This is a genomic window from Streptomyces sp. NPDC050704 (assembly GCF_040654355.1).
In the GTDB taxonomy this organism is placed as follows: Bacteria; Actinomycetota; Actinomycetes; order Streptomycetales; family Streptomycetaceae; genus Streptomyces.
Genome location: NZ_JBFAHW010000023.1, coordinates 1 through 24,472 on the forward strand (window position 1 = coordinate 1; position 24,472 = coordinate 24,472).

At 68.7% G+C, this 24,472-nt stretch carries 23 protein-coding genes; 10 read left to right on the forward strand and 13 right to left on the reverse strand.

The window, feature by feature from the left end; genetic code table 11:
* Positions 1-71: 71 nt before the first annotated feature.
* The 5 genes from AB0I18_RS15950 to AB0I18_RS15970 form a co-directional block, all read right to left on the reverse strand.
* Complete coding sequence (locus AB0I18_RS15950) at positions 72-320, reverse strand: hypothetical protein (RefSeq protein ID WP_363106067.1); 249 nt, start codon at positions 318-320, stop codon at positions 72-74.
* Positions 321-409: 89 nt separating this feature from the next.
* Positions 410-1,156, reverse strand: coding sequence for an SDR family oxidoreductase (locus tag AB0I18_RS15955; RefSeq protein WP_363106068.1), 747 nt, complete (start codon positions 1,154-1,156; stop codon positions 410-412).
* A gap of 201 nt (positions 1,157-1,357) precedes the next feature.
* Positions 1,358-3,058 carry an FAD-dependent oxidoreductase gene (locus AB0I18_RS15960; protein WP_363106172.1) on the reverse strand — a complete coding sequence of 567 codons (1,701 nt, stop codon included), beginning with the start codon at positions 3,056-3,058 and terminating at the stop codon, positions 1,358-1,360.
* A 306-nt stretch (positions 3,059-3,364) separates the two neighbouring features.
* The gene (locus AB0I18_RS15965) at positions 3,365-3,862 is read right to left on the reverse strand and encodes an Ohr family peroxiredoxin (protein ID WP_363106069.1); all 498 of its coding nucleotides are present in this window, start codon (positions 3,860-3,862) and stop codon (positions 3,365-3,367) included.
* 296 nt (positions 3,863-4,158) lie between these two features.
* Positions 4,159-5,055: an RNA polymerase sigma-70 factor gene (locus AB0I18_RS15970; protein WP_363106070.1), complete on the reverse strand. Its 897-nt coding sequence runs from the start codon at positions 5,053-5,055 to the stop codon at positions 4,159-4,161.
* A 453-nt stretch (positions 5,056-5,508) separates the two neighbouring features.
* Here AB0I18_RS15970 and AB0I18_RS15975 point away from each other — a divergent pair, with 453 nt between their 5' ends.
* From AB0I18_RS15975 to AB0I18_RS15990, 4 genes are read left to right on the forward strand one after another with little or no spacing between them, the layout of a single operon-like run.
* A complete protein-coding gene (locus AB0I18_RS15975; RefSeq protein ID WP_363106173.1) occupies positions 5,509-6,375 on the forward strand; it encodes a patatin-like phospholipase family protein in 867 nt (288 codons plus the stop codon).
* Positions 6,372-7,595 (forward strand): macrolide family glycosyltransferase, encoded by a 1,224-nt coding sequence (locus tag AB0I18_RS15980; RefSeq protein WP_363106071.1) that lies wholly within the window; start codon positions 6,372-6,374, stop codon positions 7,593-7,595. The genes AB0I18_RS15975 and AB0I18_RS15980 overlap by 4 nt, the downstream gene beginning before the upstream one ends.
* Before the next feature lie 3 nt (positions 7,596-7,598).
* Positions 7,599-8,087, forward strand: coding sequence for a hypothetical protein (locus AB0I18_RS15985; protein WP_363106072.1), 489 nt, complete (start codon positions 7,599-7,601; stop codon positions 8,085-8,087).
* Positions 8,084-9,022 (forward strand): hypothetical protein, encoded by a 939-nt coding sequence (locus AB0I18_RS15990; RefSeq protein WP_363106073.1) that lies wholly within the window; start codon positions 8,084-8,086, stop codon positions 9,020-9,022. Before AB0I18_RS15985 ends, AB0I18_RS15990 begins: the two co-directional genes overlap by 4 nt.
* 250 nt (positions 9,023-9,272) lie before the next feature.
* On the opposite strand, the gene AB0I18_RS15995 is transcribed toward AB0I18_RS15990, so the two are convergent.
* Together AB0I18_RS15995 and AB0I18_RS16000 are read right to left on the reverse strand one after the other, a co-directional pair.
* Positions 9,273-9,383: a hypothetical protein gene (locus AB0I18_RS15995; protein WP_363106074.1), complete on the reverse strand. Its 111-nt coding sequence runs from the start codon at positions 9,381-9,383 to the stop codon at positions 9,273-9,275.
* Between the two features lie 361 nt (positions 9,384-9,744).
* Positions 9,745-10,221 carry a peptidoglycan-binding domain-containing protein gene (locus tag AB0I18_RS16000; protein ID WP_363106075.1) on the reverse strand — a complete coding sequence of 159 codons (477 nt, stop codon included), beginning with the start codon at positions 10,219-10,221 and terminating at the stop codon, positions 9,745-9,747.
* Between the two features lie 1,183 nt (positions 10,222-11,404).
* Between AB0I18_RS16000 and AB0I18_RS16005 the strand changes: the two genes are divergently transcribed.
* Positions 11,405-11,791 carry a cupin domain-containing protein gene (locus AB0I18_RS16005; protein ID WP_363106174.1) on the forward strand — a complete coding sequence of 129 codons (387 nt, stop codon included), beginning with the start codon at positions 11,405-11,407 and terminating at the stop codon, positions 11,789-11,791.
* A 74-nt stretch (positions 11,792-11,865) separates the two neighbouring features.
* Positions 11,866-12,498, forward strand: a complete 633-nt coding sequence (locus AB0I18_RS16010; protein ID WP_363106076.1) for a DUF5134 domain-containing protein — start codon at positions 11,866-11,868, stop codon at positions 12,496-12,498.
* A 406-nt stretch (positions 12,499-12,904) separates the two neighbouring features.
* Here AB0I18_RS16010 and AB0I18_RS16015 read toward each other — a convergent pair whose 3' ends face one another.
* From AB0I18_RS16015 to AB0I18_RS16025, 3 genes are all read right to left on the reverse strand, one after another.
* Positions 12,905-13,387, reverse strand: a complete 483-nt coding sequence (locus AB0I18_RS16015) for a cupin domain-containing protein (RefSeq protein ID WP_363106077.1) — start codon at positions 13,385-13,387, stop codon at positions 12,905-12,907.
* 58 nt (positions 13,388-13,445) lie between these two features.
* Positions 13,446-14,210 (reverse strand): SDR family oxidoreductase, encoded by a 765-nt coding sequence (locus AB0I18_RS16020; protein WP_363106078.1) that lies wholly within the window; start codon positions 14,208-14,210, stop codon positions 13,446-13,448.
* A gap of 229 nt (positions 14,211-14,439) precedes the next feature.
* Entirely contained in the window at positions 14,440-14,913 is a 474-nt protein-coding gene (locus tag AB0I18_RS16025; RefSeq protein WP_363106079.1) for a carboxymuconolactone decarboxylase family protein, read from the reverse strand.
* Between the two features lie 175 nt (positions 14,914-15,088).
* On the opposite strand from AB0I18_RS16025, the gene AB0I18_RS16030 reads away from it, so the two are divergent.
* Positions 15,089-15,439, forward strand: coding sequence for a metalloregulator ArsR/SmtB family transcription factor (locus AB0I18_RS16030; RefSeq protein ID WP_363106080.1), 351 nt, complete (start codon positions 15,089-15,091; stop codon positions 15,437-15,439).
* Between the two features lie 92 nt (positions 15,440-15,531).
* On the opposite strand, the gene AB0I18_RS16035 is transcribed toward AB0I18_RS16030, so the two are convergent.
* Positions 15,532-16,425: a helix-turn-helix transcriptional regulator gene (locus AB0I18_RS16035; protein ID WP_363106081.1), complete on the reverse strand. Its 894-nt coding sequence runs from the start codon at positions 16,423-16,425 to the stop codon at positions 15,532-15,534.
* An 80-nt stretch (positions 16,426-16,505) separates the two neighbouring features.
* Positions 16,506-17,438, reverse strand: coding sequence for an SDR family oxidoreductase (locus tag AB0I18_RS16040; protein WP_363106082.1), 933 nt, complete (start codon positions 17,436-17,438; stop codon positions 16,506-16,508).
* A gap of 262 nt (positions 17,439-17,700) precedes the next feature.
* Between AB0I18_RS16040 and AB0I18_RS16045 the strand changes: the two genes are divergently transcribed.
* The gene (locus AB0I18_RS16045) at positions 17,701-18,435 is read left to right on the forward strand and encodes an alpha/beta hydrolase (protein WP_363106083.1); all 735 of its coding nucleotides are present in this window, start codon (positions 17,701-17,703) and stop codon (positions 18,433-18,435) included.
* Between the two features lie 97 nt (positions 18,436-18,532).
* On the opposite strand, the gene AB0I18_RS16050 is transcribed toward AB0I18_RS16045, so the two are convergent.
* Complete coding sequence (locus AB0I18_RS16050; protein WP_363106175.1) at positions 18,533-21,160, reverse strand: cellulosome protein; 2,628 nt, start codon at positions 21,158-21,160, stop codon at positions 18,533-18,535.
* Positions 21,161-21,999: 839 nt separating this feature from the next.
* Here AB0I18_RS16050 and AB0I18_RS16055 point away from each other — a divergent pair.
* Positions 22,000-23,040 (forward strand): LacI family DNA-binding transcriptional regulator, encoded by a 1,041-nt coding sequence (locus AB0I18_RS16055; protein WP_363106084.1) that lies wholly within the window; start codon positions 22,000-22,002, stop codon positions 23,038-23,040.
* Between the two features lie 166 nt (positions 23,041-23,206).
* Positions 23,207-24,451, forward strand: a complete 1,245-nt coding sequence (locus AB0I18_RS16060; protein WP_363106085.1) for an extracellular solute-binding protein — start codon at positions 23,207-23,209, stop codon at positions 24,449-24,451.
* Positions 24,452-24,472 lie beyond the last annotated feature (21 nt).

Genomic DNA, 24,472 nt, shown 5'->3' on the forward strand with positions numbered 1-24,472 from the left:
TTGCGGGGGGGGGCGCCCCCCCCCCCCCCCCCCCCACGCCACAGCCACCGTTCACCCTGCCGGGACAGCCGTCAGTGCGTCACCGTCGAGTAGTCGCTGTTGTTGTCGTCCGAGAGCCCCTCACTGCTGGTGGTTCCGGGGAGAACCGCTGAACGTCGGTTCTGCCGCAGCCGGTTGGACACGGCGCGCATCTGCTCGTCAAGGTCTGCGAGTGCTTGGCGCAGTTCGACGGCGCGGGTTTCCAGCGCGCCGGCCTCGGCCGCCAGGGAGACTACGGTGGCTGCGATGGAGGGTCGGTTCTCGGATGCCGGGGTCGTCATGTGTCCTCCGCCGGAAAAGGCCGATATGTCGAGGACCGGCCGGAGACGGGGTGGCCCCTGGAGACAGGGGCCACCCTCCTGCCGAAGGCTTACTGCTGCTGTGCGAGCCAGTCGGCGAACCTGGTCCCGGCGAGGTGCGCGTCCGGCCCCGGCAGGAGCGTGGTCTCCTGCAACTTGGCACCCGAGTACGTGGCATGCGGGTCCGTGACCACCGCGCGGGGGTCGTTCTTGGCGGCGAGCCCCTTGCGGACGAACTCGTCGATCGGGAACGCTTCGGGGCCCGCGACCTCCACCACACCCTTGACCGGGGCGCCGACCGCGGTACGGCCAACGGCCGCGGCCACGTCGTCGGAGACGATGGGCTGGATCTTCGCGGCGGGCAGACGCACGGTGTCGCCGTCGGTGGCCGTGTCGGCGATCCCCTTCGCGAACTCGAAGAACTGGGTGGCGTGGACGATGGAGTAGGGGATGCCGGACGCCTTGATCAGTTCTTCCTGCACCTGCTTGGCACGGAAGTACCCACTCTCCTGGAGCCGGTCGGTGCCGACCACGGAGAGCGCCACGTGATGGGTCACGCCGGCGTTCGCCTCCGCCTTCAGGAGGTTGGTGGTCGACGTGCGGAAGAACTCCATGACGGCGGCGTCCGCGAACGAGGGGGAGTTCGAGACGTCGACCACGACGGAGGCACCCTGCAGAACCTCGGCCAGGCCCTCACCCGTCAGTGTGTTGACGCCGGTGTTGGGCGCGGCCGGAACCGCCTCGTGGCCGTGCTCGTTGAGCTTGGCAACCAGCTTTGAGCCGATGAGTCCGGTTCCGCCGATGACTACGACCTTCATGATGTGGATCCTCTCGGAGTTTTCCCATGTGCAGCGGGCGTGGTGCGAAGAGCGGCTCGGCTGCACCGGCCAATTCTGTCTTCACCAGGAAAGACAGGACAGTGACTGCATTTGTGACACGGAAGCCGGATGGAGTCCGAAATTCCCTCGGCAAGGCCGGCAGGTGTCGATTTCCTCATGCCGAAACGCGAATTCGGCGGGTTACTCCACGAGCTTTCCAGCGGTCGAGACCTCTTCCATGAGAGGGGCGATCTCGTCCGGGACGGGGGCGATGCTCTCGTGGGTGATTCCCGTCGTCGGGGACCATACGAGATTGACCCGCAGCGCGGGATCCATGTCCGGGTGGTCGCTGCGGTTGTGGCAGCCGCGGGTCTCTCGGCGTTCGAGTGCCGCTTCGAGCGTGGCCCGGGCCGCGAGGGCGGCGGACTTGAGGTCGAAGGCGTGCGCGAGGTCCTGGAAGCCGGCGATGTCGGGATGGACGCCGACGGCCTCCATCCGCTTCTCGATCACACCGAGTTCGGCCAGCCCGGCGCGCAGTCCTTCTTCGTCGCGTACGACGCCCGCGTGCTCGGTCATGGTGTTGCGGATGGCGCGCTGCAGGGCACGGACGTTCTCCGGTCCGTCGGCCGTGAGCAGCTCGTCGATCTCGGCCCGGGCCTCGGCCACCGCCGACGCCGAGCGCGGCTGCGCGGTCAGTGACTCCGAGTAGGCGGCGGCCGCCTGCCCGGTGATGCGGCCGTAGACCAGCAGCTCGATGAGGCTGTTGCCGCCGAGCCGGTTGGCGCCGTGCAGGCCGCTCGCCGCCTCGCCGATGGCGTACAGACCGCGTACGTCGGTGCTGTGGTCCTCGGGCCTGACCCAGACCCCGCCCATCGAGTAGTGCGCGGTGGGCGCGATCGCGATCGGCTCGCGGGTGATGTCCAGCATCTGCAGGTCCAGCAGCGTCTGGTAGACCCGGGGCAGCCGGTTCATGATCGTCTGCCGGGGCAGGTGGGAGACGTCGAGCCATACCCCGCCGTTGGGCGTGCCGCGTCCTTCCTTGATCTCGGTGTAGGAGGCGAGGGCCACCCGGTCGCGGGTGGACAGTTCCATGCGCTCGGGGTCGTAGCGGGTCATGAACCGCTCGCCGTGGGCGTTGCGCAGGATGCCGCCCTCACCCCGTGCGGCCTCGCTGACGAGAGTGCCGGCCGCGTTCTCCGGCTCGATGATGCCCGAGGGGTGGAACTGGACCAACTCCGGGTCGCGCAGCCGTGCTCCGGCCTCGACGGCGAGCCGGAAGGAGTCGCCGGTGTTCTCGTCGCGCCGTGAGGACGTGCGCCGCCAGATGCGAGTATGGCCGCCCGCCGCGAGAATGACGGCGTCGGCGTGGATCACGTAGCGCTGTCCATCCGTGAGGTCGAAGCCGTACGCCCCGAACACGGCACCGTCGTGCACCAGGAGCCGGGTGATGTAGACGCTGTCGAGCATGGGGATCTTCAACTGGCTCGCCCGCCTGATGAGCGTGCGCTGGATCTCCAGGCCCGTGTAGTCACCGGCGAAGGCGGTGCGCCGGAACTTGTGCGCACCGAAGAAGCGCTGGGAGATACGGCCGTCCTCCTCCCTCGCGAAGGCCATGCCGTAGCGCTCCAGGTCGTCGATGCCCAGGGCGGCGCCCTGGGTGACGATCTCGGCGGTACGAGGATCGGCGAGCAGGTAACTCTCCTTGAGCGTGTCCGCGGCGTGCTGCTGCCAGCTGTCCTCGGGGTCCATGGTGGCCAGGGCCGCGTTGATACCCCCGGCGGCCAGAGCCGTATGGGCGTCCTCCTTGGGGCGCTTGCCGACGGCGAGGACGTCCATACCGGCCTCGGCCAGCTCGATCGCCGCCCGCAGGCCGGCCCCGCCCGTACCGATCACCAGCACCATGGTGGACAGACGTCGTTCGGTGATAGCCACGATTGCTCCGATCGCTTGGGTCGTCACCCAGTACGACCGGCCGATCCCGCTGTTTGTGACATCCGTCGGAGTGCGACGTTCGAGGCGTTGTCACAACATCACGGGCTCCCCGGTCATACGACCAGAAGCGCTCCAGGGAGCACCGCGCTGACCAGGCTCCCCACGCCTCCCCGCGTATGGCCTGGTCCGCCTCGCCGCGGGAGGGCGGTGCCGTGTACCGACCGGACGGTGGTACACGGCAGCCGCGGGGGTGGTGGCCGGGCGAAGACGCCCTGGCTAGGGAGCCAGCGTGATGGTCGTCGGGGTTCCCTCCCGGGCCATCCTCGCGTAGGGGCACAGCGAGGTGGCCTTCTCGATGAGGGGTGCGGCGATCTGCGGAGGGATATCCGGCCACTTGACCACCAGATCGACACGAAGCAAGTAGCCGCCGCCACCCGGATCCCGGCCCAATGCCACGGTCGCCTCGATGGAGATCACGGCCGGATCGAGTGCCGTTTGCCGCGCCACCAGGCTCAGGGCGCCGTGGAAGCTGGCTGCGAAGGCGGCGGCGAACGACTGCTCGGGATTGGTTCCCCGGCCGTCGCCACCGAGTTCGGCAGGCATGTGCAGGTCGAGGCCCAGGGCCCCGTCGGCCGACCGCGCCCGGCCCGAGGCTCGCCCGTGTCCGGCCACACCGCCACTGACGGTCACCGTCGTCGTGTAGATGGCGGAGAAGGACTCACCGTCGAAGCCCTCGTCGGTGGACAGTTCGGGCAACTTGATGTGCTCAGTCACCGCGTTACTCCAGCATCGTTGCAGATACGTCCTGGCAGAGACCCGACAGCACGTACGGAGCGGGCAGTGTGGCGGAGACGGCCGGGCCCGCCCGCCCCGTCAGAAGTCTTCCCTCGGCAGGCACAGCCATGCACTCCGCCGCAGGCAGCGCTGACTGTGCCGTCCATGACAATCGTCACGTTGTCTGTCCTTCTAGTCTTGGGAAACCGCAGGTTCCGATTGACTGGTTGACCGACAAGTCACTGTCTTGTGACACCCGGCCGGCCTCGCGTCGTTCCGGCCGGTTCGAGAGGTGCTCAGTTGTCCAGTGACGCCACATAGGGCGACAGCTTGGCCGGGTTCATCACCCACATGATCCGGTCGATCCCTTCCGCCGACGCGTCGACGGACAGCAGCGCCACAGCGCTTCCACCGGATCGGACGAGCACGGCCGGGCGGCCGTTGGCCTCGACCCAGCGGATGTCCGACTGCGGCCAGAATCGCGGCGCGAAGGCGACAAGGTACTTGGAGACGTGCGGACGTCCGATGACCGGGATCCGCGATGCGCCACGCATTCCTCCGCCGTCGGAGTAGCTGACGACGTCCGCTGCGAGGATGTCCTCGAGCGCCCTCAGATCGCCCGTCTGCGCCGCGGTGAGGAACGCTCCCAGCAGGCGCTGATGCTCAGTCCGGCTGACACGTTCCCTGCGTTCGGTGGCCAGGTGCTTGCGCGCACGGCTCACCAACTGGCGGGTGTTGGCCTCACTTGTTTCCAGGATGTCGGCGACCTGCCGGTAGGGGTAGTCGAACGCTTCCCTCAGGACGTAGGCGGCCCGTTCCACCGGGTTCAGCTTCTCCAGGAGGAGGAGAACCGCCAGCTCGACCGCCTCGGCCCGTTCCGCCCCCACTTGCGGGTCCAGGCTCGTGTTGATCGGCTCGGGAAGCCACGGTCCGACGTACGACTCCCGCCGTACCCTGGCGGACTGGGCCATGTTGATCGCGAGCCGGGTGGTCACGGTGGCCAGGAAGGCTGCCGGCTCGACGATGTCCGTGCGGTCGGCGTTCTGCCACCGCACCCACGCTTCCTGGAGGATGTCCTCGGCCTCCACGGCGCTGCCCAGCACGCGGTAGGCGATCCCGAAGAGCTGCGGACGCGCTGCGACGAAGTCCCTCGTCGCCTTCTCAAGAGAGTCGGCGTCATCCCCAGCGTGCATTTGTGTCCCTTCAGGCCCAGAGACCGCCCATGCTACAACCGGTACAGAAGGTGTGTGGCGGTAACCCTGGACAGCTCATACTCAGGTCCACGAACAGTGTCAGTCGTTGGCACTGGGAGATGAGGCAGTCGGAGGGGAAGGCGCGCTGCTTCTACCACTTCCTGCGAACAGTGTCGGCCTGTCACAGATCGCGTGGCCATCCGGTCCTAGTTGGCGAACACGCCGTGTCGCCGTGGACATGAGAGGTGGATCATGAAAGTCACGCGCCGCCGGAAGCCGGCCTCATCACCACGCTCTGGTTCCAGTGGGGACGGTTCGGCGGCTGGTCGCGGGCACGAGAGGCGTAGCACCGGGACGAGTGAGCAGGGGGCGCGCCCACTGTCGTCGAGCGGGCTGCCCGGGAGCGCGCCACCGTCGGGTCTGCGCGCCCTTCCCCGTCCCGTGGCCGTGGTGGTGGGCGCCGGTGGCGTACTCGGAGCGGCACATGTGGGCGTCGGGCACGCTCTGGAGCAACGGGGATTCATCCCGGACATGATCATCGGAACTTCGGTGGGCGCACTGAACGGGGCCATCGCGGCCGCGCATCCCGACCGGGCCGCGCCGTGGCTGGACCACGTGTGGACCGAGCTGCGTCGCCGTGACGTGTATCAGCTCGGCTACCTGTTCTCACGGGCCAGTATCTTCACCGACCGCGGTCTGCGCCGACTGATCGCCCGGGCCGGGCTGCCGTCGCGGATCGAGCAGTTGGCGGTGCCGTTCACCGCGGTGGCCATGGACCTGGCCACCGGCGCTCCGGCACTGCTCGACCACGGGGACCTGGAGTCCGCGCTGCTGGCCAGCGCGGCCATTCCCGGCATCCTGCCCCCGGTGGACCGTGGGGGCCGCACGTTCGTGGACGGCGGGGTGGTCGCCTATGTCCCGGTGCTGGCGGCCCAGCAGGCCGGGGCGGCCAGCGTGGTCGTGGTGGCGACCGGGCCGGAGAGTTCGCCGTTGCCCGTGACCGTCCCGCGCCGACGTGCGGGCGCGATCGCCGCCAGGGCCGGGCTGCTGCTGTTGCACCATCAGATCGAGCGCGACCTGCACGAGGTGGCCCGGCGCATCCCGACCGTCGTACTGCCGACCGGCACCGAGGTCTGGCCCGCCCCGTGGGACTTCGGCCATTCCCAGCGGCTGATCAGCACCGCGTCCCGGACGGCGGGGCGCTTCATCGACGGGCTGCGCGTCAGCGGGCCGGGCCTGTACCGGGTCGAGGAGGCTCCGACGACAGCGGCCGGTCCCACTGGGACACCGAACTCCACCGCACTGGGGGTTGGCTTGTGAGTACCATCGCGTTCCTCAACATCGGCATGCACGGCCATGTCAATCCGACGCTGCCGGTCGTGGCCGAGCTGGTCCGGCGCGGCCACTCCGTCACGTACTACACCTCGCCCGCGTTCCGTGCGGAGATCGAGGCCACCGGCGCGACCGTGTACGTCTACCCCGGGGGCGAACAGTCGATCCCCGATCCGCCGACGCCGCTCACGCTGATGGAGGCGCTCGCCCGCACCACCCTGCGCCTGCTGCCCGCTGTGCTCACCGACCTGCGCCGGGTCCGGCCCGACCTGATCGTCCACGACAGCGCCTGCCTGTGGGGCGCGGTCGCCGCCCGCGAACTCCAGGTGCCGGCGGCGTCGTCGTTCACCACGTTCGCCTTCAACCGGCATGTCCCCAGCCCCACCCGCGGTTCATGGGCCCTACTGGCCGCGGCGACGGCTCGGCCCCGCAGCCTCCGGAGCTATCTGCGGTCCCGCCGGCAGCTGCGCCGCCGCTTCGACACACGGGGGTTGCCCCTGCTCGACCTGGGGAACATCCGTCAGCCGCTCAACCTGGTGTACACCTCGCGGGAGTTCCAGCTCGCCGTCGATGACTTCGACCACTCGTACCGGTTCGTCGGCCCCAGCATCGGCGCCCGCCCCGACGACCCGTCGTTCCCGGCCGACCGGCTGCACGACCCGGTGCTGTACGCCTCGTTGGGTACGGTGTTCAACGCCGACCCCAAACTGCTGCGCAGTTTCGCCACCGCGCTCGCCCCACTGGGCGGCGCCGTGGTCGTCTCCACCGGACAGACCGATCCCGATGAGCTGGGCCCGTTGCCGGCCAACGTGCTCGCCCGCCGCTTCGTGCCCCAGCCGGAGGTACTGGCCCGCGCGGCGCTGTTCGTCACCCATGGCGGGATGAACAGCGTCAACGAGGCCATGTACGCCGGGGTTCCGATGCTGGTGGTCCCGCAGGGCGCCGACCAGCCGGTGGTGGCCGGGCGCGTCGTCGAGCTCGGCGCCGGCCTGTCGATCCGTACCCAGGACGTCGACAAGCGCTCCGTGCACGCCCTCGCCCGGCGCCTGCTGCACGACCCCCGGTTCCAGGCAGCCGCGACCACCCTGAAGGCCGCCCAGCACGAGGCGGGCGGATATCGGCGCGCCGCCGACGAACTCGAGCGGTATCCGCATCCGGCCGACCCCGTCGGTCAGCCGGCTCCCGTCGATCCGTCACAGCGAGGTTGAGCGATGTCCGCCGCCGTCGTCGCACTGCTGTTGCTCGCCGGAGTGTCGGAGGCCGCCGGACGCATCATGCCGCTGGCCGTGCGCCGGCCCGGCATGTCGCGGCCCTTTGTGGCCGGGTTGCTGCTGGCCGCCGGGCTTGTCGAGGCTGCGGTGCTCGCGCTGTGGCCGCTGACCGCCTGGACCCTGGCCGAACTGGTGCTGGCTCCTCCACCGCCAGGCGCCGAGTTGGTCTGGACACCGGGCCTGGTCGCCCCGCTGGTGTTCGCGGCCGTCCTCGCGTTCCCGTTGCTCGGGCCCTTCCTCCACCTGCTGCTCTTCGTGGGGGTCGGGGCCGGTCTGTCCGGCCCGCTCGCCACCGCGACCGGGATGGGCTGGTGGAGCGCCGCCGGTTGCGTGGCCCTCGCCGGGGCCGGGCTGGGAGTCGCCGTGGAGGCTGTGCGGCGACTGGTCGTGAGGATCAGTGAGACCGGGACACCGGAGGCGATCGCATGAACGACCTCCTGCTCTGGGCCGGCGCGTTGGGGCCGGCGCTGCTCGCCGAAGGTCTGCTGGCCCGCTACGAGGTGCTGGCCTACGGCGCGGGCTGGCGGACCCCCACCACCGAGCTTCCGCAGGGCGTGCCCTACGCCAGGGGCGCGGCCCCCGAGGGCCCCCCGGACGCCTACCTGGTCTACCTGGACGGCATCGGCAAACGCCGAGTCCGTGACAGTCGGGACGGCGGCCAGCTGGTCAAGGCCGTGCTCGCCGGAGCACCGGAACTGCGGGTACTGGGTCAGGTGCAGCCCTACTCGCCGCTTGCCGATCCGCTCGCCGACCGGCCGGTGTGGGCGTGGCTGCGCCGCCGCGTCGGGCTGCTGCTGTTCCTGCACAACGTCATGCAGACCTTCGTCGCCGCCGACCACCGCTACCGGCCTCTGTACAACCGGGCCGTCGGCTCCCAGATCGCCACCCAGCTCCGGCTCGCCGGGTACCAATCCGGCAGCGGTATCCCCGTGGTGCTGCTCAGCTACAGCGGCGGCGCGCAGGTCGCCACCGGCGCGGTCGACGAACTGCACACCCAACTGCATGCCCCGCTCCTGCTGATCATGTTCGGCGGGTTCCACAACGGCGCCAACGACCTCACCCATGCCGAGCACGTGCACCAACTCACCAGCGCGAACGACCGGATCGAACGGGTCGGCAGCTGGATCTTCCCGCAGCGCCGACGGCTGTTCCGCCGCAGCGGATGGAACCGGGCCGTCCGCGCCGGGAAGATCACCGTGCACCGGCTCGACCCGGCCACCCACGTCGGGCCGCGCAGCTACATCAGCCCGACGGCCCAACTGCCCGACGGCCGCAGTCACCTGGACCGCACCGCCGACACGGTCATCGCGCTCGTCCGCGCCCGCCGCAGTGCGCCCGCGGCGACAGAGGACCCGTTGCCGTGACGGCCTGATCGGCGACGGCCCAGACCTGCTGCCCGGCCCCAGGCGGTGCGGGGCGACGCTCGCTCGTCGCTCCGCACCGCACTCATGGTGGCCTTTCTGTCGTGGGTCATCGCTGTCTGAGTACGGCGGCAGTCGCTCGCCGAGAGCCCGCACATGCCGGGCAGCGGGAGCGGAGGACCAACCGTGCGTTGGCGGAGCTGTCCCCGCACGCGCGTCCGGAGCCGGTCGTGGAGCTCGGCAAGCCGGCCCGTCACCTGCCAATGGCGGTAAAGGCATGCATCCGCCGATACCGCGGGGAGTCCGCAGGCAGGTTGGCCCACTTCACGCCGTTGTCGGCCACATAGCGCACCGCGTCGAGCATCACACGGTGGGAATTGCCCTCCGGCCGCCCGCCCCTCCAGCCAGGCCGGAACAGGCAACAACGGCCGCAGCACCCGCCACTCCGCCTCTGTCACATCGGAGACATAGCTCGAAGTGCGCTCCGGCCCGTCCGCCGCGCTGCCGAACCTGTGCGCGAGGCAGTCACACGACGGCGGCAGCGAGTTGGGCCCCACGCACGCGAGCGCGAGAGACCGCGGCAACAGGGCCTCCTGGTACTCGGATGGGATCGCACCCCCGAACTACCAAGAAGCCCTGCTGCCATGCGCCGGCCATCACGCGATCACCCGATCAGGAACCCTGTTCGACCAGACCAGCCCCGTGATCGATAAGCGGATGGCGTCTCACAAACATTGGGGACCGTCAGTAGGCACGCCGTTGAATTCCCAGAAGGCATCCAAGGTCTTCGGTCCGACGATTCCGTCAACGGCAAGGCCGAAGCCAAAAGTGTTCAAGTAGCGCTGCAACGCCTTGATCGTGTAGCGTCCGACGATTCCATCGACGACCAAGCTGGTACCTCCATTGAAGCCACGCCTGTTGAACATCCGCTGCGCGGCCTTCCAGCTGTCCTTGCCCAGCAGCCCGTTGTGCTCATAGGTCGGGTAACCCATGCGGGTCAGAAAGCACTGCCAGTTCTTCGCCCGACCGACGGTCAGGCCGAGATTGTTCACCGCGAGGACGGAAACGTCCTGGGTGCTCGCCGCAGGCCTGGCGGTCGGCTCGGATGCCGCAGAGCTGACGGTCGCGCCCGCCAGACTTCCGGCGGCGAGTCCGATGATGGTGGCAGCGCTAACGAATGTCCTCGTCAAGGCAGGTCGCATTTGTTGTCCTCTTAACTGTCTCGCCGCTGCGGGGCGGGATAGGGAAATGACTTCTTCAAGGAGCGGCACATACCGCGCCCTTACTGCAGGTTTGTGTGGGCGGGCTGCACCCAGTTCCCGACGGTGCTGGCAAAGATCCGCATTCCGCGGGTCGGTCCGGGCCGGCCCCACACGAAGCCTTGCAGCGCTGCGGCCGGCAAGGGGTATTGCAACAGCCCGTGCCCCAAGTGACTGCGGCGCCGGGGCATCTTGCGCATGATCCCGGAGAAGACCGATGGCCAGGCTGCCCGCTCACTTCCCTTTCTCCGGCCCCGTCCATGGACCTGAGGGTCATCGCGGGTTGCGGACTGTGGCATCCGTGCAGGGAACTTCGTCAGTGGTGCACCGCCTCAAGGTCGCGCCGCTTCACGCGACCGCCATGGCCGGTGTCAGCCCCGTACGACGGGCACAGTAGCCCGGCCCGGTCGCCGAGTCTGCCGGTCGTTTGCCCCACAAGGAACGGCCGCCGCGCACACCGGAATACGGGCAAGGCGGCGGTCGAGACCGCCTCTGGTTTACCGTCGCGACTTTGTTGAGCTCGACTGCCGCTACCGCTGGGACCACGAAGAGCGGGGTCTGTGTGCACCGAGCACTCCACCGGGGCTTGTATACGAGATCAGCAGAGGTTCAAAGATGGGTTCTGAGGGAGTGAGGAGAGGAAGGTGCCGGCCGCGGGCACGCGCGAGCCGTCGGTGCCCCGGCCGGCAGAAGCTGTGCCCGGTGATGGTGGGCATCACCGGGTGGAGTCACCGGCGCGCGAGCCACCGGGCGACGGTTCCGTGGGCCAGGTGCGCGTCCGTCCGGGGGACCAGCGTCCGCTCCTCGAGCACCGCGCCGAAGAAGGGGGCGTGTACGTCGGTGACCCCGCTGGTGCCTTCGTGGCGGTGGCGGTGGATTCACCCCGCTCACTACATCTCTGACAGTGTTCGCGCTGCCGTTGTGACACTGCACGGCACTGCCCGGCACAGGCCGACGGGTACGGGGAGAGGACGGGGCGCGGTAGCGGTCACCCATGTCACAAATCCGCGGTGCATCCGGTCATCCCTGTGCACGTGGTGGAACCTACGGAAGGTGCAACACAGTGTCGGAGAACCAGACAGCACATGTCCATGAGACCGGCGAGCACACAGGGGCGAAAGGCTGGATGACCGCGGCCAAGATGCTGCAGGACGCCTCGCCGATCACCGTTCCCGAAGGTGCCTCGGCGATGACCGTGCACATCGAGTGGGAGCCCGGCGACCCGGGAACTCCTCCGCACCGCCACTCGGGTCCCGCCTTCGGGTACGTCATCGAAGGCGCGGTCCGCTTCGAGCTCGAGGGCGAGCCCGAGCGCGTCGTCAAGGCCGGCGGGACGTTCTGGGAACCGGGCGGCGACGTGATCCACTACCAGGACGGCAACGCGCTGACCGATGCGCGGACCGAGTTCGTGGTGACCATGATGTGTGCGCCTGGCAAGCCCATGCTCGAACTGGTCGACGAGGCGGAGCTGGTCGAGCGGGCCCACCTGCGCGCCCCTCGCCCCACCGTCTGACCTGCGACCTTGCCCGCACAGGCCGCCCGTTGCCCACGGAGCTCGTCCGCTCCGTGGGGAGGGCGCGACACGGCATGAGTGCCACTGACGTCGTGTACTGCATGCTGACGGCGCTGTTCGCGGCTGCGGCCGTCCACGGGCTGCGGCACGGCGTCCTGCCACGGAGCGCGGGATGGCGCGCCCGCGTCGACCATCTCCTGCACACCGCCATGGCTCTGGCCATGGCGGTGATGCCGTGGAGCTGGGGCCGGGCGCTGCCCGAGCTGCCGCAGACGGCCTTGTTCGCGGCCGCCGCGCTGTGGTTCCCCTTGACCGCGGTCCGTCGCTGTCGGGAGTCCCGACCGGCCGCGACCGCGAGGAGGCTGCCGTACGCGGCCGGCATGGCCGCGATGGCCTGGATGACCCACCCCATGGCGGGCTCGTCGCACGAGACGTTGGCCGAGGGGCTCCCGGCCGTGCACCACGCAGCCCATCTCGGTCACCCCGGAGCGGGATCGAGAGCCGGTGACGCGATCACCGTGGTGCTGGCGTTGTACCTGTTGGCGTGCGCGCTGTGGTCGCTGACCCGCGACATGCCCACGCTGCGCACGGCAGCGGACACAGTCGTCGACAGCGTGGACCCTTCCACCGTCGGGCAGCCGTACAGCCACTTCCGGGACGGATCGACCACCCTGGGAACGGTCGTCATGCTGCTGATGCCCCACTGAACCCGTCGACAGCCGGACCGCGCAGCAATGGGGGAGCGGAACACTCGGCAAACACGCGGCAGTCGGCTGCCGCGGCACATCTCTCACGAGGCGTGGACCTGTTGGCGCGCCGGTCAGCCACAGAGCGTCGAGCTGGACAACACGCTTGGGTGCGCCGGTGGGTCCGCCGCCGTCGACGACGTTCAGCAGACGGGGCCCGGGACCCGTGGCCCGGGGGATGAGATCCGCTCCCCGTACGTCCCGCGGCTCGTTCGTCATGTCAAGGAAGAGCACCAGTCGTCCAACACTTCGACGCCCTGCCGCGGGCCGAAGCCGAGGGGCCCGGCCCGGCTGAGCCACCTCCGGGAACCTGCCCCCGGGGGTGAAGTGCCACTTCATGGCCGCTCAGACGGACTCTGACAGTCGGTTACTCCACGAAGTACGAGTCGTGCCTGTCGAAGAACTCGGCGCGCTCCTCGTCCGTGGCATCGGCCAGTTGCGACACCTTCTCGAAGTACTCCTCACGCGGTGCGCCCGGGGTGAAGAGCAGCAGCATTTCGGCCGGGGCGTCGGAGTCGTTGCGGAAGGCGTGCAGCCCGCCCTGCGGCACGTGCAGGAAGTCGCCCTTCCGCGCATCGATCCACTGCGCGCCGTCGAAGAGGCGAACGGTGCCGTCGAGGATGTAGAAGGACTCCGAGATGGACTTGTGGAAGTGAGTCCTGGGGCCGCCTGCCTTCGCCCTCATCTCGACTCGATAGAGCCCGAACTCGCCTCGTGTGGTGGTCGTGGTCGCCAGGTAGTGAACGGCGTCCTTACCGGCCTCACCGACATCGGGTCCGGTGCTCGACGGGCGGAAATCAGCGCTGACCTCGCCGCCCTCTCCCCAATACACCTGTTCCGGGTACGACATGATTCCCATCCTTTACATACGGTGGTTTCGGCGGTCGTCGGCCGAACTTCCGGCGGAGTCAGATGAGTTCGAGTCCGCCGTCGACCGTGAGGACCTGACCGGTGACGTGCGTCCCGCGCGGATCGGCCATACGCAGGATCCAGTCCGCGACGTCGCCGGGATCGCCGAGCCGGCCCGCGGGAATGCGCTCGCGCTCGTAGGTGTACATCTCGTCGACGGTGTCAGCGGCAAGACCTGCCGCGGTCAGGACGTCCGTCTTGGTGGGGCCGGGGGCGACGGCGTTCACACGGATGCCCATCGGAGCCAGTTCGAGTGCCCAGCTGCGGGTGAGCTGCTCCATGGCGCTCTTGGTGGCCGCGTAATGCGCCCCACCGGCCAGGGGACGGTGGCCGTACGTGCTCGACACGTTGACGATGGACCCCGAGGACTTCCGCAGGTGGGGCAGGGCCGCGTGGGCCAGCAGACTCGGCGCCGTCACGTTGAGCTCGAACAGGTTGGTGATCACTGCACGATCCGTCTCCGCCAGGGGCATCACGGCGGTGACACCGGCGTTGTTCACCAGTAGGTCGAGTCGGCCCCACCGCTGCACGGCCGCGCCGACGACCGTTGCCGCGGCGCCCTCCGCGCAGATGTCGAGCGGCAGGATCTCGATGTTGGCGTGCGCGCGAGCCGTCTGCTCCAGCGCGTCCTTTCGACGCCCCACGCCGAGGACACGGGCCCCCGACTCGGCCAGGGCGACCGCCGTGGCATGGCCGATGCCCGATCCGGCTCCCGTGACGATCGCGACACGGTCCGAGAAGGGCAGGGCTGCAGAGCTGGGCATTGGGTTCCCTACTTCTTAGTTGCTGGTTCATTGTTCGATGTTCGTTGGACATCGAACAATTTAACAGATGTTGGCATGGCGCAAAGTTGACAGAACGAACACACCGTTGATCTGCGATCAGCGGCGCATGGCACAGTGGTTTCCGGCGCCGGAAGTCCGTCTCCCCGCCGGAGGCCGGGGGTGGCGCGGAGACGGACCGTATGCGTCCGGCCGGGCCGGGTGTCTCTCGTCAGCCGAACTGGCCGGGCTGGTAACTGCCGGCGGGCTGCTGGTTGATCACGTTGATGCGGTTGTAGGCGTTGATGACGGCGATGAGGGAGATGAGCGCGACGAGTTGGTCCTCGTCATAGTGCTTGCGGGCGTTCGCCCAGGCCTCGTCGGTGACGCCACCGGCCGCGTCGGCGATCCTGGTCCCCTGCTCCGCCAGCTCCAAGGCGGCCCGTTCGGCCTCGGTGAAGACCGTGGCCTCGCGCCAGGCGGCGACCAGGTTGAGCCGCAGCGAGGTCTCCCCGGCGGCGGTGGCGTCCTTGGTGTGCATGTCCGTGCAGAAGCCGCAGCCGTTGATCTGGCTGGCGCGGATCTTCACCAGCTCCTGTGTCGAGGCCGGCAGCACCGAGTCCGCTACGACCTTGCTCGCCGAGTTGATGTGCTTCAGGACCTTGCCCGCGAGGGGATTGCCGAAGTAGTTGAGGCGCGAATCCATGGCCTTCTCCTTGCCGAGTTGTGGATACGCACTACTGACCACGGAGCCGGGGGAGATGTGACACGAGGAGGGGAGCACGCCGACGTTGGCAGGTTCACACGGTGCGGTTTCCGGCCGTTGTGCTCCCGAGGCCGCGACGTTCGTCCGGTACCGGACAAGCGGTAATCTGGCCGCCATGCCGGACCACTCGTCATCACCCGCCCGCAGTGAGATCACCTTGCCGCGCGTACTGGGAGCGCTCAGTGACCCGACGCGGCTCGGTATCGTCCGGGTGCTGTCCGACGGCAACGAACGCGGATGGGGCGAACTACGTGCACCCATCGCCAAGTCCACCCTCAGCCATCACCTCAAGGTGCTGCGTGAGGCGGGTGTCACGCAGACCCGTCAGGAGGGCACCCGGTGCTTCGTGACGCTGCGCCGCGGAAGCCTCGACGCGCGGTTCCCCGGACTGCTGCCGGCTCTGCTGTCCGCGGCCGTCGCCGACCATGTCGGCGCACACGTGACCGAAGGTGACGAGGGGGAGTGACCGGACTGCCCACGTAGCGAGCGGAAGGGTCCAGAACACCGAAATCCCCGTCCCGCGGTTCGGCCGCCCGCCGCCGGCAGCCACCTGGCAGGTCACCGACCGGGTGGCGCCTCGCCTGATCCTTCTCTCCGTCGATGGTCTGGGCGGTCGGGCCCGTCACCGAGGACCGACACGAGCTGGAGACTCGCATAGCTCTCCGTGCCGGGTACCGCGGTGAAGACCAGGAGCCGCTGCGACTGGTCGGGGTCGACCAGCGTCTGGCAGTGCAGTTCCAGCAGCCCCACCCGCGGATGCTGGAAACGCTTCGGTGCGCAGTAGGGTCCGAGCACCGGGTGCTCGGACCACAGAGCCGCGAACTCGGGGCTGGCGGCCCGCAGTTCCTCGACGAGTTGCGCGGTGCGCGAGTCACTGCCGTCGCGTGCGTACGCGCCGTACAGATCCGCCGCCAGGAGGCGGCTGTGCTCGGCGTGGTCGCTCTCAGGGCGGACGAGCCGGGAAGCGGGATCGGTGAACCAGCGATAGTGCAGGCTGCGGGCCCATCCCGTGAAAGCCGTCTCGTCCCCCAGCAGCGCCACCGCCAACCGGGTCTGCTTCAGCGTCTCGCCCAGGTGGTTGACCACTTGCGCGGGAGTGTCCTGGAGCCGGTCGAGGATCCGCATGATCCCCGGGTTGATGTGGTCGCCTCGCCTGATCCTTCGGGGAGCGGCGTGACCCGCGAGCCGGAACAGGTGGTCTCGCTCCTCCAGGGACAGACGCAGGCCGCGAGCGATCGCGGCCAGCATCTGCTCCGACGGATTCGGTCCCCGCGGTTGCTCCAGCCTGCTGTAGTAGTCCACCGACATGTCGCACAGTGCGGCCACTTCCTCTCGGCGCAGGCCGTCGGTACGCCGACGACGGCCGCGGGGCAGTCCGGCGTCCTCCGGTTGCAGGGCCTCACGACGAGCCCTGAGGAAGGCCGCCAACGCGGCTCTGTCCGCTGTGTCCACTGTCCCGCTGTCCTGTTCGTTCGACGTTCGAAAGGGGTCCGACGGTGTGTTCGGCGGGGGCGCCGAGGGTGTCGTCTGCCTCAGACGGCGGCGAACTCGATTCCCGTGAGACGTTCCGAGACTTGCCAGAGCCGGGCCGCGGCCGCCTCGCTCCGGGCCGACTTGTAGATCGCCAGCTGAGTGGGGCTGCCGGTGAACTGTCCGAAACCGTCAGGGCCGTACAAGTGTCCGCCGCCTGCCTCGGGGCTGGTCGCCGCGTACAGGATCGGCTGCAGTCCCGCGTCGACGGAGTGCACGAGGAGCCCCCAGCGTGCGAGCCGCTTCATGATCGCTTCGTGGGGTGCGGTCCGGGCGCGGCCGAGGTTGGGTCCGGACGCGTAGAGATTGGTCAGTGTCGTGCCGGGATGCGCGGCGTTACTGACGATGCCCCACCCACCTGCCGTGCTGAGGCGGTCCAGCTCCAGTGCGAACAGGAGGTTGGCCAGCTTGGAGAGGCCGTAGGCGCGCACCGGCGAGTACCGCCGCTCACTCTGCAGATCGTCCCAGTCGATCTTGCCGCCGCGTGCGGCGCTGCTGGTCACGGTGGTCACCCGGGCCTGTCCGGCTCGCAGCAGCGGCATCAGGTGTCCGGTGAGCGCCACATGGCCGAGGTGGTTGGTTCCGAACTGCAGCTCGTACCCGTCCGTGGTCGTGTGCCGGGTGGCCGGCGCCATCACCCCCGCGTTGTTGATCAGGAGGTTGACGGGTCTGCCTTCCGACTTCAGTGTGTCGGAGAGGCTTTCGACCGATGCCAACGAGGCCAGGTCGAGGACGCGGGTGGAGACCCTCGCCGTCGGCTCGCTCGCTCGGATGCGGTCGAGAGCGGCGGCGCCTTTGGCCGCGTTGCGCACCGGCAGGACCAGTTCGGCGCCGGCCCGGGCGAGGCGTAGGGCCAGCCCCAGGCCGATGCCGTCGCTCGCCCCGGTCACCACGGCGAGTTTTCCTCGTACGTCAGTCACGGTCACTTCCTTCATCACAAGCTCCCTGCTGTGCGGTCCACCGCTCGGATCACCAGAGTCCCTACCTGCGGCGGCCTGATCCATGTGACGTCGAACCATGGATCCGCCCTGCATGGCAGAACCGATACGGGCCCTCCGCCGTGATGCGGGTCGGAGGCGTCCATACCTGAAAACACGGTGTGACAAGATGTTGTTCCCGCGATATTTTCGGTGTGCACGCTTCGCCCCATGCCGCCTGACGCGTTCTGGGATTTCTTACTGATGAAGGGCCTTGACCATGCCTGCAGTTCTGATCCATGGCGTCCCCGACACCCACCGTCTGTGGGACGGAGTCCGTCGGCAGCTGACTCGGAGTGACGTGGAGGCGTGGGATCTGCCCGGGTTCGGTGCGCCGCGGCCGGCCGGCTTCGGTTCCACCAAGGAGGAGTACGTCGACTGGCTCGTCGAGCGGCTGGAGAAAGTCGGCGAACCGGTGGACCTGGTCGGCCATGACTGGGGTTGCATTCTCACCGCTCGCGTCGCCTCCGTGCGCCCCGACCTGGTCCGCACCTGGGCCGGGGGCAACGGGCCGATCAGTTCCGAGTACGTCTGGCATCCGCTTGCCAAGATCTGGCAGGACCCGTTCGAGGGCGACCGTTTCATGGCCGAGCTGGAGACCACGTCCTTCGCTCGCGACCTGGTGACGGGCTTCGACGTGCCCGCCGGACCGGCCGAGGAGATGGCGGGCCGTGTGGACGGACCGATGAAGGACAGCGTCCTCAAGCTCTACCGTTCGGCCCTGACCGTGGGCGCGGAGTGGGAGCCCGCGCTGGCGAACGTGTCCGCGCCGTGTCTGGTGTTCTGGGGCGCGCTCGACCCGGCCTGCCAGATCGAGTTCGGCAGGAGGCTCGGTGCCGCCGTGCGGGCGTCCGAGGTCATCGAACTCGACTGCAACCACTGGACGGTGCTCCAGAGGCCGGCCGAGGTCGCCGCGGCCCTTGAGGCGCACTGGGGCGCGTACACGGGGAGTTGAAGCGAGAGGCGACCGCGCGGAGACCGGCGCCTGAGCGGTCCCGGCACTGGGCGGGTGCATCGTACGCACCCGCCCACCGTGCCCGTGTCGTCGGGGACTACTTCCGCGTCAGCGGTGTGACGGCGATCTGGTCGATCACCGGTGCGTACGGGGACCGCTGGTCGTACTGGTTGTAGGTGTCGCCGTTGAAGTCCGGCAGTTCCTCGGCCGTGAAGGTGATCCGGTTCGTGCCCTTCTTCAATGTGAGCGGGACGGTCAGGTCGCGGAAGTCGTTGTAGTGGAAGGTGGTCGGGAACAGGACCCGGTGTGCCGGGCCGCCGTTCACCGAGAGGTCGGCGTGCCGGGCGATCGGGTCGGGGTTGTAGTGGGTGGCGGGTGCCTGTTCGGCGTTGGAGTAGCGGATGGTCACCGCGTGCCGCCCGGACCTGGCGGCCATGACGTCGATGGTGAGGGCGTTGGCGGTGCCGTTGCCGATGTCCGTCACGGACTTGCCGTTGGTGGCGAAGGTGTACTGGTCGGTCGTCCTGGCGGCTCCGGAGACGCTGCCGTCCTCGGCCTGGTACACGGTGGGTACCAGGGTGCCTTCCGACGGCGACACCCGCAGCCGGTCGAGCACCAGTTGGCGGGCGGTGCCGGTGACGGTGATCTTGTTGATGCCGGCGGACAGGAACATCTTGACCGCTGCTGTACCCGGCTCGCCGCCGCCGACCTTCGGACGGTCGAGTTCCTCACCGTTGAGTGCCAGGCTAGCGCTGCCGCCGCCGAGATGGTCGACGGACACCGTCGATTCGCCGTCCGTGGGGGAGTAGACCCAGAAGGTCGCGGAGCCCTTCTTGGACAGGGCGACCGCACCCGGACCCGAGGCGGCGGGGTGGGTGTAGCCGGGCCGGGCGCCGGCGAGGGTGGCGTACTCGGCCTCGTAGATCGCCGGCTGGGTCACGTGTTCGTCGCGCAGGGCCAGGTCGATCTTGTCGATGATCGCGTCGCCCTTGGTGACGCCCAGGTCCGCGTCCTTCGCGGCGAGCGTGATCCGGTGCTTGCCCGCGGTGAGTTTCACCGTGGTGTCGGTGTGGCCCCAGACCACCCACTTGTAGCCGAGCGGCATCCGCAGTTCCTGCGGGTCCTTGCCGTCGACGCGCAGGAAGACGTTGGTGGGGCCCTGTTCCTTCACCCGGCCGTCCAGGTTGTAGGAGTTGGCGAAGACGCTCAGGTCGTACGTGCCGTCCTGCGGGACCTCCACGTCGAAGCCGAGCACTCCGTCGGAACCGGTGCGCAGCCCGCCGACGTTGTAGTTGCCGGACGTGGCGAACTTCCCGACGTCGGAGGGAGTGCCCTCGGGGCCGTTCTTGGAGTAACCGCCGCCGGTGTACGTGGCGTTCTCCGCCTCATAGCTCTTCCGCCAGCTCGTCGAGGGGGTGGCCGGCTTCCCGCCGTTTCCGCCCGGGGAGAGGATGACCTGGTAGGCGGACATCTCGTTCATGCCGGTCATCGGCAGCGTCACGGAGCCGTCCTCGCCGACCGTGACCTCCTGGTCGGCCAGCCGCAGCGGCTGTGCGGAGTCGCCGACCTGCCCGGTCCACGGGATCTCCTGCACGGTGGCGCGCACCGTCTTCCCGAACAGTTCGGGGTCGATGTTGTCGAAGACGATGTCCGCGTCGCCGCTCTTGCCGCCGAAGATGGCGCGGGACTGCTTCTTCTCCTTGTCGAGCGTGGCCACGCCCTGGAGGGTGTACTGCTGGTTCGGATGGGGAGCGGTCACCTGGACGGTGTGTCCTGACAGCTGGCCGTAGGCGTTGAACAGCCACCACTGGCCGTTGCCCTTGTTGGCCTCCACGGCCGAGTCGTTGAGGTTGCCGTCGATGTTCCAGTACGCCAGGTCGGCGTCGATCTTCGACTCCTCGATGGCGGAGACCCACTGGACGACCTGGCCGGGCACGGAGAGGTGGTAGTTGTGCCCGTACTCGTTGACGTTGATCGGCAGCGGGCCGATCCCGATCTCCTTCTCCCACTGCCGGTACTTCGCGACGCTTGTCCGCACCGCGGCGGGGCTGGACAGCTCGTGCCAGGTCATCACGTCCGGGACGACGTCATTGGCCTTGGCGTACTGCAGGAAGCCCTTGACCTGGTCGTAGAGGAGGGAGGTGTTCGGGCCCGCGATCCGCGCGTCCGGATCCAGCTCCCTGATGAGCTGGTAGGTCTCCTTCCACGCCGCGAAGTAGTCCTTCGGATCGGTGCGCCAGGAGACTCCGTTGTAGCTCCACTTCCCGGTGCCGAACATGTTCCCTTCGGGCTCGTTGAAGGGCACGTAGACGACGTGGTCCTGTTCGTTCTCGTCCATGGTCAGGACCTGCTTGACCTGCTTCTTGATCTTCTCCTGGAAGTCGGCGAGCCGCGCGGGGCCGTCCGCGCCCGGCCACTCGTACGGGAAGCCCCGGTAGATGTCGGTCATGTAGATGTAGACGTCCTTGCCGCCCGCCTTCACGAACGACGGGAGGATCTCCAGAGCGTCCGCGCCGGGGTGCTGCGGGCCGTCCTGCGCTTTGGTGGACACCGTGCGGACGTTCATACCCTCGATGAGGTTCCGGCTGGGAACTCCGTCGCCGTAGATCCCGTACAGCGTGCCGCTGGCGCCGCCGTGGAAGGGACCGGTGTCGGTGGCGAGATCGATGACGAGCCGTTCCGGCTCCGCGGCCTCGGCCGTGCCGATGGAGGGCATGGCAAACATGGTGGCGAGAACCGCCGCCGCGATGGCGGCGGCTCCCGTCGTTCTACCTCTTCGCACTGCGTTCTCCGTGTTCTCCGTGGGGGCTGACTGACCGGACTGGTTCCGGGTCGCTTCGGATGCGTGGCCTGCTGATGGCGGGGCAGCTCGAACGTCCTGGATGGGGAAGAGGCTTCCCGGGCCGCCGTGTCGCGACGTCGAACCGGTTCGAGCGAATGCCTGCGGCACAGGCGTGACTTCTGGCAGTGGGTGCGGTGACGCTTCGGTTTCCGGCCCTCGGGCATACCCAGCCGCCCCTTGCCGGAGGGAGAGATCCGGCACGCCGACGGTCTGCAGGCCGGTCCGGCACCCACATTCCAACCGGAGGGCGCCTACCGCCACGTGACGGGCGGGCCCCACGCGGTGTCCCGATGCATGGATGCTGCCTCGATCACCGCCTTGGACCTCAGTGTTCAGCGAACCGGTTCGAGGAAGCTAGCAGCGGCGAAACCGGCCAGCAATACCCCTGACACGGATCTCTCAGGTTTCGTCAGGGAGGCCGCGTGAGCGGTCTCTGGTTCGCCGCAGTCCGGATTTTCCCTGGTGAAGCGAGCTTTTTGCATAGCTCGGACAACCCCCGGGCGGGCCGCTCATGATTTCCGCACTGTTACGGGAAGTTCGGCGCGAGGCGTTGACACTCGTCCGGGTTGCTCCTACCTTCACTTCACGCGAACCGGTTCGACGATCGGTTGCCGGCCTCCTTGCCTCAGTACCAACTGGCGCGGGCGGTACGGAAGTACGATCCCTCTCATCTCAAGTCGTCGAACCGGTTCGCACAGCGAAGCAGAAACCAAGGAGTGCCCGTGAACATCGGTGAGATCGCCAAGCGGGCCGGTGTTTCCCGGAGCACCGTGTCCTATGCCCTGAGCGGCAAGCGCCCGGTGTCGGACGACACGAGGGAGAAGATCCAGCGGGTCATCGACGAGCTGGGCTACCAGCCCAACGCGAGTGCGCGGGCCCTGGCCAACGGCCGGACCAGCACCCTCGGTCTGGTCTTCCCGCCGGCCGGAAACCACTACACGGGGATGCAGCTGGACTTCATCGGCAGCGTCGTCGAAGCCGCGGCGACCTACGACTACGACGTGCTGCTCTCTCCGAGCGGAGCGGACAGCGACCGCTCGTTCCAGCGGCTGCTGGGCGAGCGCCGGGTCGACGGCGCGATCCTGATGGAGATCAGGTTGCAGGACGACCGGGTCGACCACCTCACCGCGGAGGGCTTCCCCGCCGTCGCCATCGGCCGTACCGCACATCCGGAGCGCGGCTGGTGGGTCGGCCTGGACCACACCGCACTGGTGGAGGCATGCGTCCACCACCTCGCCGACCTGGGCCACCGCACCGTCGCCTTCGTCAACCGGCCCGAGCAACTCCTGCGGGCCGGGTACGAGTCCGCCCACCGGGGCCTCGACGGATTCACCAAGGCCGCGGCGGAGCGCGGGCTCACCGTCCGTACGTACTGCTGCGGGGACGACGCCGCCTCGGGCCTGGCCTGTCTGGAGCGGATCCTGCACGACGAACCGGCCACCACGGGCCTGGTCACACTGAACGAGGCCGCGCTTGGCGGTCTCTACCGGGGGCTGGCCCAGGCCGGCCGCCATGTGCCGCGCGACTTCTCCGTCACCGGGGTCGTCGCCAGTCGGTGGGCGGAGACGGTGACCCCGCAGCTCACCGCGGCCGACGTACCGGCGGAGCAGATGGGCCGCCTCGCCGTCGAACTGCTCGTGGAGCGGCTCGACCACCCTGACGCACCCGCCCGGCACCACCTGCTCGCACCCCCCATCTCGCTGCGCGCCAGCACCGGTCCGGCAGGAGCCGTGCCGGACTCCGGTTCCGCCACGAACTCCTGACGTACCTTCCGCAACCCCCGTTCCCGCGGCTCCTCTTCCCCTTCCCCTAAGCACCTGCCCCTTCCCGACACCGGTCGGCCGTGCCGGATGCTCACAGGCCCCGGTCGGCACCTCAGCAGCCACCCCTCCCTGGCACACCCGTGCCCAAAACCAAGAGGTAAGCGCAATGAACCGATCCGCCAGACGGCGTCTCACCGCCGTGGCCCTGACCGTCGTCGCCGTCACCACCAGCGCCACCGCGTGCTCCTCCGGCGGAAGCGGCTCAGCCAACGAGGCCGCGGACAGCGGCACGTACACCGTCTGGGACCCGTACCCGCAGTTCGACAAGGGCTCGGCGTGGGCGAAGCTGCTGGACGACTGTGGCACCGAGGCCGGTGTGAAGATCAAGCGGACGGCCTTCGACACCAGCGACCTGACGAACAAGGCACTGCTGGCGGCGCAGCAGGACAACTCCGCGGACGTACTCATCGTGGACAACCCCGTCGTGTCGACACTCGCCGAGGCGGGGCTGCTCACCACGACCGACGAGAACAAGCTGGACACCTCGAAGGCGGACCCCAACCTGCTCGCCGCGGGCCAGACGGACGGCAAGACCTACGGCACCCCGATCGGCGCGAACACCCTGGCCCTCTACTACAACAAGGAGGTGCTGAAGAAGGCCGGGGTGGACATCGCCTCGGTCACGGACTGGAAGTCGCTGACCGCGGCACTGGAGAAGGTCAAGAAGGCGGGCAAGAAGGGCATCACCTTCTCGGCCATCGGGACCGAGGAGGGCAGCTTCCAGTTCCTGCCGTGGTTCTGGGGCTCGGGCGCGCAGCTGACCGACCTCGACTCGACCGGAGCCGTCTCGGCGCTGTCGCTGTGGAGCGACTGGCTGAAGAAGGGCTACGCCCCCAACTCGGTGATCAACAACACCCAGACCACCAGCTGGCAGGAGTTCGCGAGCGGCGACTACGCGTTCAGCGAGAACGGCACCTGGCAGCTCGCCAACGCGGAGAAGGCCGGCTTCGACTACGGCGTCATCCCCGTCCCCGCCGCCTCGGGAGGCAGCGCCGCGGCCCCGACGGGCGGCGAGTTCGTCACCATCCCGGTGCAGGGCGAAGCGGACCGCTACGCCACCTCGCAGAAACTCGTGTCCTGCCTGACCAGCGGCCAGAACCTCCTCGACACCGACACCACCCTGTCCTACGTCGCACCCACCGGCGAGGTCCAGGACAAGCAGGTGGCGGCCGACGCCAAGCTGAAGCCCTGGGTCGAGGCGGTCAAGGCGGCCAGGGGACGTACCAGTGACGACCTCGGCACCAAGTACCCCAAGATCTCCGAGCAGATGTGGAAGGCGGTCCAGTCCGCCCTCAGCGGGGCGCAGTCACCGAAGGACGCGCTCACCGCGGCACAGTCCGCCGTCAAGTAGGTCAGGTAACCGGACCCGAGG